Annotated in this window: 1 protein-coding gene; it reads left to right on the top strand. The window is 69.5% G+C overall.

Features of this window, described 5'->3' with window-relative positions; all coding sequences use genetic code 11:
- A partial coding sequence (locus tag ACMV5O_RS21265) for a malate synthase G (RefSeq protein ID WP_416165306.1) occupies window positions 1-1,341 on the top strand: 1,341 nt, incomplete at its 5' end.
- Window positions 1,342-1,344: the final 3 nt, after the last annotated feature.

Below are 1,344 nucleotides of genomic sequence, written 5' to 3'. Positions count from 1 at the left end.
GCCGACGACAAGGTGGTGGCCTACCGCAACTGGCTCGGGCTGATGACGGGCACGCTCGAGGACAGCTTCGAGAAGGGCGGCAAGCAGATGACGCGCCGCCTCAACGGCGACCGCCGCTACAGCGGCGCCGATGGTCAGGCGCTGACCCTGCACGGGCGCTCGCTGCTGTTCGTGCGCAACGTCGGCCACCTGATGACCAACCCCGCCATCCTGTGGGGCGAGGGCCAGGAGATCCCCGAAGGCATCATGGACGCGGTGGTCACCACGCTGATCGCCAAGCGCGACCTCGCGCGCCGGGGCAACTCGCGCAAGGGCTCGATCTACATCGTCAAGCCCAAGATGCACGGCCCGGCCGAAGTCGCCTTCGCCGACGAGCTGTTCGCTCGCGTCGAGCAGCTGCTCGGCCTGCCCGCGCACACGGTCAAGCTGGGCATCATGGACGAGGAGCGGCGCACGAGCGTGAATCTGCGCGCCTGCATCGCCGCCGCCCCGGCGCGGGTGGCCTTCATCAACACCGGCTTCCTCGACCGCACCGGCGACGAGATGCACACCGCGATGGAAGCGGGCCCGATGATGAGGAAGGGCGACATCAAGAACAGCAAGTGGATCGCCGCCTACGAGCGGCGCAACGTGCTGATCGGCCTGGCCGCCGGGCTGCGCGGCCGGGCCCAGATCGGCAAGGGCATGTGGGCGATGCCCGACCTGATGGCGGCGATGCTCGAGCAGAAGATCGGCCACCCGAAGGCCGGCGCCAACACCGCCTGGGTGCCCTCGCCGACGGCGGCCACGCTGCATGCGCTGCACTACCACCAGGTCAGTGTGGCCGCGGTGCAGCAGGGGCTCGAGCAGCTCGACCTCAACCAGGAGGCCGACGCGCTGCTCGACGACCTGCTCACCATCCCGGTGGTGGAGCAGGCCACGTGGAGCGCCGAGGAGCGCCAACAGGAACTCGACAACAACTGCCAGGGCATCCTCGGCTACGTGGTGCGCTGGGTCGAACAGGGCGTGGGCTGCTCGAAGGTGCCCGACATCAACAACATCGGGCTCATGGAAGACCGCGCGACGCTGCGCATCTCGAGCCAGCACATCGCCAACTGGCTGCGCCACGGCGTGGTCAGCGCCGAGCAGGTCGAGGCGACGCTGGCGCGCATGGCGGCGGTGGTCGATGGGCAGAACGCGGGCGATCCGCTGTACCGCCCGATGGCGCCCAATCTGGCCGACTCGATCGCCTACCAGGCCGCGCGCGCGCTGATCTTCGAGGGCTGCGCCCAGCCCAGCGGCTACACCGAGCCGCTGCTGCACCGCTATCGCCAGCAGTTCAAGGCCCAGTCCGGCGGCTGATGG

Source organism: Thauera sp. WH-1, assembly GCF_047806685.1.
GTDB lineage: Bacteria > Pseudomonadota > Gammaproteobacteria > Burkholderiales > Rhodocyclaceae > Thauera.
This window is presented reverse-complemented; position numbering and strand designations above follow the sequence as displayed.